The 604-nt window shown below is 75.0% G+C and carries 1 protein-coding gene; it reads right to left on the reverse strand.

Annotated elements, in window-relative coordinates; translation table 11 throughout:
* On the reverse strand, positions 1-604 hold a 604-nt coding region (locus E1212_RS29145), incomplete at both ends, for an aminotransferase class III-fold pyridoxal phosphate-dependent enzyme (RefSeq protein WP_131989035.1).

Raw genomic sequence — 604 nt, forward strand, 5'->3', positions numbered from 1 at the left:
CGCGGCGCAGCAGCTCGGCGTGCAGGCGGGCCATGCCGGCGCGGTCGGTGGCGGCGAAGTCGCGGTAGTCGCGCACGGAGTCGGCCGAGGTCAGGTAGGTCTGGAACACCGGGCCGGGGCCGTCGACCAGCATCGGCACGCCCGCGTCGGCCGCCACCGACCGCAGCCCGTTCATCAGCCGCTGCCCGGTCGCCCGCAGCCGCGGGTAGAGCTCGTCGCCGTCGCGCTGCAGCCGCCCCAGGGTCGCGACCGCCGCCGCCATGCCCACGGGGTTGCTGTTGAACGTGCCCGCGTGCCCGACGGTGCCGGCGGTGATCTGGTCCATCACCTCCGCCCGCCCGGCGATCGCCGCCACCGGCAGCCCGCCGGCGATCGCCTTGCCGAACACCGCGAGGTCCGGCGTCACCCCGAACCACTCCTGCGCGCCGCCGCGGGCCAGCCGGAAACCGGTGATGACCTCGTCGAACACCAACAGGGCCCCAGCTGCCGCCGTCAGCTCGCGCACACCCGAGAGGAACTCCGGCTCCGGCGCGATGCAGCCGGTGTTGCACAGCAGCGGCTCCATGACGACGGCCGCGACCTCGTGGCGGTGCTCGGCCAGCAA

Source organism: Jiangella ureilytica (genome assembly GCF_004348545.1).
Classification (GTDB): Bacteria; Actinomycetota; Actinomycetes; order Jiangellales; family Jiangellaceae; genus Jiangella; species Jiangella ureilytica.